1 pseudogene is annotated in these 237 nt (G+C 80.2%); it reads right to left on the bottom strand.

The window, feature by feature from the left end:
• Nucleotides 1–237, bottom strand: a pseudogene (locus tag ACAG21_RS28135) (hypothetical protein); the annotation flags it as partial.

The raw sequence follows: 237 nt of genomic DNA, 5'->3' as shown, positions 1-237 counted from the left end.
CGGCGGCTTCGGGGGCTGCGGTGATGGCGCTGACGGGTACCGCGGCGGCGTGGCTGACCGCCGGAGCGGCTCCGGACCAAACGGCCGGGACCGACAGGCGCCCGACCGAGCCGGCGTTGCCCAGACCCGCGGCGACCGCCGGTGCGGCGTGGGCACCACCGCCGAGCATGCCGCCCAGACCCGCCAGGCCCTTGGGAGCCGCGGACGCCGCGCTGGCGGCCGCACCTCCGAGGGCGC

The organism is Mycobacterium sp. pR1184 (genome assembly GCF_041287235.1).
Taxonomy (GTDB): Bacteria; Actinomycetota; Actinomycetes; order Mycobacteriales; family Mycobacteriaceae; genus Mycobacterium.
Note: the sequence above shows the minus strand (reverse complement) of the source record. Positions and strands in the feature narration are given on the sequence as shown.